Raw genomic sequence first — 398 nt, 5'->3', positions numbered from 1 at the left:
AATGTAGATGCCATCCACATGCCGCACACCGGCGATGGTATTCATCAGCACCGGGAAAAAAGCACCGATAGAAATCAGGAATACTGCCGGTGGATTACCCAATCCGAACCACAAAATAGAGAGCGGGATATAGGCAATCGGTGGTATCGGGCGCAATACCTGTATCAGCGGATTCATCCAAGCATACACACGCTGACTGGAGCCCATCGCCAATCCTAGTGGCAAGGCCAGTCCGGCACCGATCATAAAACCCACCACGACGCGATACATACTGCCTAAAGTGTCACGGATCAGCTCACCCGAAAAAATCCAGGCCAGGCGGCTCATGCTGGCCGGATCATAGGCTTCCAGCGGACTCGCATACTCTATCCATTTTTTGACAACTGCCAGCGGTGAGG

1 protein-coding gene is annotated in these 398 nt (G+C 53.0%); it reads right to left on the bottom strand.

The genetic code is table 11. From position 1 onward, the window contains the following. Positions 1-398 (bottom strand): ABC transporter permease (locus tag KDM89_RS20125; protein ID WP_329604709.1); only part of this gene is annotated, 398 nt, incomplete at both ends.

Origin of the sequence: Cognatundibacterium luofuense (assembly GCF_018139685.1) — a bacterium.
Lineage (GTDB): Bacteria > Pseudomonadota > Gammaproteobacteria > Burkholderiales > Burkholderiaceae_D > Undibacterium > Undibacterium luofuense.
This window is presented reverse-complemented; position numbering and strand designations above follow the sequence as displayed.